5 protein-coding genes and 1 pseudogene are annotated in these 6,185 nt (G+C 62.4%); all 6 read left to right on the top strand.

The window, feature by feature from the left end:
- A pseudogene (locus J5J83_RS02820) lies at window positions 1-134 on the top strand (ABC transporter ATP-binding protein); the annotation flags it as partial.
- A 16-nt stretch (window positions 135-150) separates the two neighbouring features.
- Complete coding sequence (locus J5J83_RS02815) at window positions 151-1,146, top strand: 2-dehydropantoate 2-reductase (protein WP_212345077.1); 996 nt, start codon at window positions 151-153, stop codon at window positions 1,144-1,146.
- Window positions 1,147-1,176: 30 nt separating this feature from the next.
- On the top strand, window positions 1,177-1,938 hold the full coding sequence (locus J5J83_RS02810) for a class II aldolase/adducin family protein (protein ID WP_249115860.1): 762 nt from the start codon (window positions 1,177-1,179) through the stop codon (window positions 1,936-1,938).
- 233 nt (window positions 1,939-2,171) lie between these two features.
- The gene (locus tag J5J83_RS02805) at window positions 2,172-3,779 is read left to right on the top strand and encodes an AMP-binding protein (RefSeq protein ID WP_212345072.1); all 1,608 of its coding nucleotides are present in this window, start codon (window positions 2,172-2,174) and stop codon (window positions 3,777-3,779) included.
- 108 nt (window positions 3,780-3,887) lie between these two features.
- Window positions 3,888-5,057, top strand: coding sequence for an ABC transporter substrate-binding protein (locus J5J83_RS02800; protein WP_249115599.1), 1,170 nt, complete (start codon window positions 3,888-3,890; stop codon window positions 5,055-5,057).
- Between the two features lie 207 nt (window positions 5,058-5,264).
- Complete coding sequence (locus J5J83_RS02795) at window positions 5,265-6,185, top strand: branched-chain amino acid ABC transporter permease (RefSeq protein ID WP_212345070.1); 921 nt, start codon at window positions 5,265-5,267, stop codon at window positions 6,183-6,185.

The raw sequence follows: 6,185 nt of genomic DNA, 5'->3' as shown, positions 1-6,185 counted from the left end.
CCGACTACGCCTATGTGCTCGAGACCGGCACGATCGCGATGGAAGGGCCGGCGGTGCAGTTGAAGGACGACCCGCGCGTGATCGAGGCCTATCTCGGTCTCGGTGGCAAGCACCAGGAAATGCTGGCCACCTGAACACTCGGAGCATCCCATGCAGACACACACTCCAAAACGCATCTGCATTGCCGGCGCCGGTGCCATCGGCTGCACCATTGCCGCGCGCCTGGCAATGGCCGGACACGCAGTCAGCGTGCTGGCGCGCGGCACCACCCTGGATGCGATCCGCCGTGAGGGAATCGCCCTCACCGATCTCGAGGGCGAACACCGGGTGTCGGTAGCGGCGAGCGACAAGGCCGAGTTCGGCATCCAGGACATCGTTTTCGTCTGTGCGAAGGCCCACGACCTCGCCACCCTGTTACCGACGCTGAAGCCCCTTATCGGCGATCACACTCTCGTCGTTCCCACCGTCAATGGTGTGCCATGGTGGTACTTCCACGGCGAGGGCGGGCGCTTCGCCGGAGAAACCGTCCATGCGGTCGATCCCGACGGCACGCTCGGCGCGTTGCTGCCGATGGCGCAGATCATTGGCTGCGTCGTGTTCATCACCGCCGAAGTCGAGGCCCCGGGGCGCGTGTTGGCCCGCAATCCGCACCTGATCATGTTCGGCGAACCCGACAACAGCATGAGTCCGCGCCTGCTCGCCCTGTGCGACGCGGTATCGGCAGGCGGCATCGAGGCACGTCCGCTCGAGCGCATCCGCGACAAGCTGTGGACCAAGATCATCGCCAACACCAGCACCAATCCCTTGTCGGTGATTACCGGTGCGACGCTGGAAGAACTTTACCGCCCCGGCGAACTGCAGGACACGGTAATCGCAATCAAGCGCGAGGTCTTGCTGGTAGCGGCAAGCTATGGCGCACGAATCGAGATCGATCCACTGACCTTTCTCGAGCTCGGCGCCTCGATGGGCGCGATCCGCACCTCGATGCTGCAGGACTACGACAAGGGTCGCCCGCTCGAACTCGCCGCCATCGGCGACTCGGTGCTGGAACTGGCTGCACGCTTCCATCTGCCCATGCCGGTCACGCGCAAGATCATCGCGCTGGCGCGTTTCCGCGGCGAGCAGCGCCGCAAAGACATACATTGAGCACCACGCACGCAAGGAGAAATCGTGAACATGACATCCGACGTCACCAAACCCGCCCACTGCAGCGACGATGAATGGGCGCTGCGCACTCAACTTGCTCACTGCTACCACCTGGTTGATTTCTTCGGCTGGACCGAAACCATCTTCAACCACATCTCGGCTCGGTTACCGGGCGCGGACAACTACTATCTGGTCAACCCCTTTGGCCTGAACTACACCGAAGTCACCCCGGCAAACCTGCTCAAGGTCGACCTCGAAGGCAACAAGGTCGAGCCCTCGCCCTACGACGCCAACCCGGCCGGCTTCGCCTTGCACAGTGCGATCCACGGCGCACGCGACGACATCCACTGCGTGATCCACACCCATACCAACGCCGTATCGGCAGTTGCGCAGAAGAAGGCCGGCTTCAGCCACGACAACTTCTACGGCGCGCAACTCTACGCCCGTGTCGGCTATCACACCTTCGAGGGAATCACGCTGTTTGCGGACGAGAAGGTCCGCATGCTCGACAGCCTGGGCGACAAGCACATCCTCGTGCTGCGCAACCACGGCATCGCCGTGGGTGAACAGGACATCGCGAAGACCTTCTTCCTGCTGTGGACCGTACAGCGTGCCGCCGAGATCCAGTGTCACGCGGGCATGATTCCCGGTGAAGACACGCCGCTGCCGGCGGCGATCGGCGAGAAATGCGCCGGTCTGACCCAGATGCTGATTCGCGAATCGGGGTTTGCGGTGAAGTTCTTCGACGCGATGGTCAGAAAGATGTGCAGCGAACGCGGCGCCCCGTGGTGAGTTGCGAAAATCGCAAATGCTTTAATTTCATTAGCTTGTGCACACTCCATTCCATTTCATATAGTTTATCTCTGAATTATTCTGTTCTGCATTGTTAATCTATTGACTTTGACGCCGTAATGGAAAAAACTTGCGCCATGATGTGAGCCGGCGCCTCCTTGCCGGCATCGCAATGGACCGCAAGAGTCCAAGACAAACAAGGGGTTTCCCCCCAACGGCAGAGGAGTCAAGTCATGAGCAGCAGTGCGCATCGGGACAGTTTTGTCATCGATCACTTACCGCCGGTCGAGCAGTGGCCCGATCTGATCTTTGAGCGCCCGGAGTTGCAATACCCCGAACAGCTCAATGCAACCGTTCAACTGCTCGACCGTGCCGTTGCCGAAGGCGACGGTGAGCACCCGGCGATCATCGGCAAGGATGTCCACTGGTGCTACGCCCAGCTGCAGCGCGAAGTCAATCGCCTCGCCCGCGTGCTGGTCGAGGACATGGGCCTGGTGCCGGGAAACCGGGTGCTGCTGCGCGGGGCGAATACACCACGCCTGGCGGCATGCTGGCTGGCGGTCTGGAAGGCGGGCGCAATCGCGGTCGGCACCATGCCACTGCTGCGGGCAAAGGAACTCAAGGAGATCATCGAACTCGCCCAGGTGAGCCACGCCCTGTGTGACAGCAGCCTGGCCGAAGAACTGCTGCTGGCCCGTGAACACAGCCCGACGCTTCGCCAGGTCATGCTGTACGGGCAGGATGGCGAGCTCGAACGCCTGATGGCGAACAAGCCCGACACCTTTGCTGCGGTCGATACCGCGGCCACCGATCCGGCGCTGATCGGCTTCACCTCCGGCACCACCGGCATCCCCAAGGGCACGATCCACTTCCATCGCGATGTCATGGCGATGTGCGAGGTCTTCCCGCGGCATTGTCTGAAACCGACACGTGACGACGTCTTCATCGGCACCCCGCCGCTGGCCTTCACCTTTGGCCTTGGCGGCCTGCTGTGCTTCCCGCTGTGGGCACGCGCCAGCACCGTGCTGCTGGAAAAGCTCGCCCCTGAACCCTTGATGCAGGCCATCGAGCAGTACAAGGCAACGATCTGCTTCACCTCGCCCACCGCCTACCGACAGATGAGCACCCTCGTCGACAAGTACGACATTTCGTCGCTGGCGAAATGCGTTTCTGCCGGCGAGGCGCTGCCCACCGATACCCGCGACAAATGGCGCGAGGCCAGCGGCATCCAGATTCACGATGGCATCGGCGGCACCGAGATGATCCACATCTACATCGCGTCAGGTCCGGAAGACTACCGTCCCGGCGCACTGGGCAAGCTGCTGCCGGGCTACCGCGGCATGATCGTTGACGACGACATGAATCCGCTGCCACCGGGCGAAACCGGAAAACTGGCGATCAAAGGGCCGACCGGCTGCCGCTATCTGAACGATGAACGCCAGAAAAACTACGTACGCGATGGCTGGAATCTCCCCGGCGATGCCTTCCACATGGACGAGGACGGCTACTTCTACTATCACGCGCGGATCGACGACATCATCGTGACCTCCGGCTACAACGTGTCCAGCCCAGAGGTGGAATGGGCGCTGCTGGCTCACCCTGCGGTCGCGGAGTGTGGCGTGATCGGGGTACCCGACCCCGAGCGCGGCCAGATCATCAAGGCTTTCATCGTGCTCAAGCCCGGCTTCACCGGCAGCCCGGAGATGACCGCCACCTTGCAGGATTTCGTCAAGCAGACGGTCGCCCCGTACAAGTATCCGCGTGCCGTCCAGTACGTCACCAGCCTTCCGCGCACCGAAACCGGCAAGCTTCAGCGCTTCCGCCTCAAGACCGAACAATAAGCGATCCCGCACCCGGTCCGGCATCGCCCGTCAACGACGGGTCGCATGCCGGGCTGATGTCATGAGAAGATCGTGCCGCAGTTCGTCCTACCTCTGGAGATAAACATAATGATGAAGAAGACCTGCATCGCCCTCGCCTGCGCCACCCTGCTCGCAGCAGGCAGCGCCCTCGCCGCAGACAGCATCAAGGTCGGCATGATGACCACGCTGTCCGGACCGGGCGCCGGCCTTGGCATCGACATCCGCGACGGCTTCGAGCTCGCGGTGAAACACCTGGGTGGAAAGATCGGCGGACTCCCGACCGACATCATTACCGCCGACGACGCGCAGAACCCGGAAACGGCCAAGCAGATCGCCGAGCGTTTCCTGAAACGCGACAAGGTCGACATCGCCACCGGCGTCGTCTTCTCCAACATCATGCTCGCCGTCGGCCCGGCCTTTTTTGCCGCCGACACCTTCTACATCAGCGCCAACGCCGGCCCCAGCCAGTACGCGGGCGCCGAGTGCAACCCGTATTTCTTCAACGTTGCGTGGCAGAACGACAACCTGCACGAGGCGATGGGCAAGCACGTGCAGGACAAGGGCTTCAAGAAAGTGGCACTGGTGGCCCCGAATTACCCCGCGGGCAAGGATGCACTGACCGGTTTCAAACGCCTGTACAAGGGCGAAGTCGCCGATGAGATCTACACCAAGCTCGGCCAGCTCGACTATGCCGCCGAGATTGCCCAGGTCCGCGCATCGGGCGCCGACGCGCTGTACATCTTCCTGCCCGGCGGGATGGGCATCAACTTCATTAAGCAGTACTCGCAATCGGGCATGCTGAAGAAAACGCCCTTGTTCGCACCCGGCTTCTCCGGTGACGAAGACGTGGTCAAGGCAGTCGGCCCGGCCATGGAAGGCGTATTCAACACCACGCACTGGTACCGCGAGATGGATAACGCGGTCAACAAGCGTTTCGTTGCCGACTTCCAGAAAGACTTCGGCCGCCTGCCCACGCTGTACGCCTCCCAGGGGTACGACACGGCGATGCTGATGGACGCCGCGGTCAAGGCCGTCGGCGGCAAGATCGAGGACAAGGCCGCACTGCGCAAGGCGCTCGAAACCGTCAAGGCCCCCACGACGCGGGGCGAGTACCGCTTCGGCAACAATCACTATCCGGTGCAGGACTACTACCTGCGCGAAGTGGTCAGGAATGCCGACGGCACGGTATCGAACAAGTACGTCGGCAAGGTGATGGAGAAGCATGCAGACGCCTACGCCCAGGACTGCAAGATGTAATCCCCCGTCGGCGGCATCCCGACGCCTTGCCGGGCAGCGGGATGCCGTGGCGGTGACCGCCGGCAGCACGGCCTGATCCTTCCCTTGCCCGCGAGGGCTTGGGAATGCGTTAGCCGTCGGGCGCCGCCGCAATGTCGTTGCAGACCCACACGAAACCCCCTGTTCGCAGGGGACGGGTTCGTATTGTCCTCCGAGGCTGCTCATACCATGCTCTATCTGATTCTCGAACAGGCCCTGAACGGCCTGCAGTATGGGTTGATGCTCTTCCTGCTTGCCGCCGGGCTCACGCTCGTGTTCGGCATCATGGATCTCATCAATCTCGCGCACGGTTCGCTGTACATGATTGGCGCCTTTCTCGCCGCCGCCTTCTATCAGGTGTTCGAGAGCTTCTTTCCGGCGTTGCTGCTGGCCATCCTTTCCACTGCCCTGATTGGCGCCCTGCTCGAACGCGTGCTCTATCGGCGCCTGCAGCGCATGAGCCACCTGTCGCAGGTACTCGCCACCTTTGCCCTGATCCTGATCGCAAACGAAACCATCAAGATCATCTTCGGCGCCCAACCGCTGATGATCGGCATGCCCGCCAGCCTGTCCGGCCCGATCGAGCTGATCACCGACGAACTCTACTACCCTGCCTATCGCATGCTGATCATCGGTGTAGGGCTGGTTGTTGCACTCGGGCTCTACCTGCTCGTGAACCGCACCCGAATCGGCATGTGGATGCGCGCCGGCGCCTCCAATCCGGACATGGCGGCGGTGATGGGGGTTCGCATCAAGCCGCTGTTCACCTTCGTCTTCGCACTCGGCGCGGCACTGTGCGCACTTGCCGGCGCGCTGCTCGGTCCGCTGCTCGCGGTCTCGGTCGGCATGGGTGAATCCATCCTGATTCCGGCCTTCGAGGTCATCGTGATCGGCGGCATTGGTTCGATGCGCGGCGCACTTGTGGGTTCGCTGCTGGTCGGCATGATCGACACCCTCGGTCGCCTGCTGCTGACCTTCGGCCTGAAGCTCGTGGTCGATTCCTCGACTGCAGCCACGCTCGGCCCCACGCTGGCGTCGATGATGGTGAGCCTGCTGATGGTGGGTGTGCTGTTCTTCCGGCCCCAGGGCCTGTTTCCGGCGAGAGGGTAA

Origin of the sequence: Azoarcus sp. L1K30, from assembly GCF_018122735.1 — a bacterium.
Taxonomy (GTDB): domain Bacteria; phylum Pseudomonadota; class Gammaproteobacteria; order Burkholderiales; family Rhodocyclaceae; genus Parazoarcus.
Note: the sequence above shows the minus strand (reverse complement) of the source record. Positions and strands in the feature narration are given on the sequence as shown.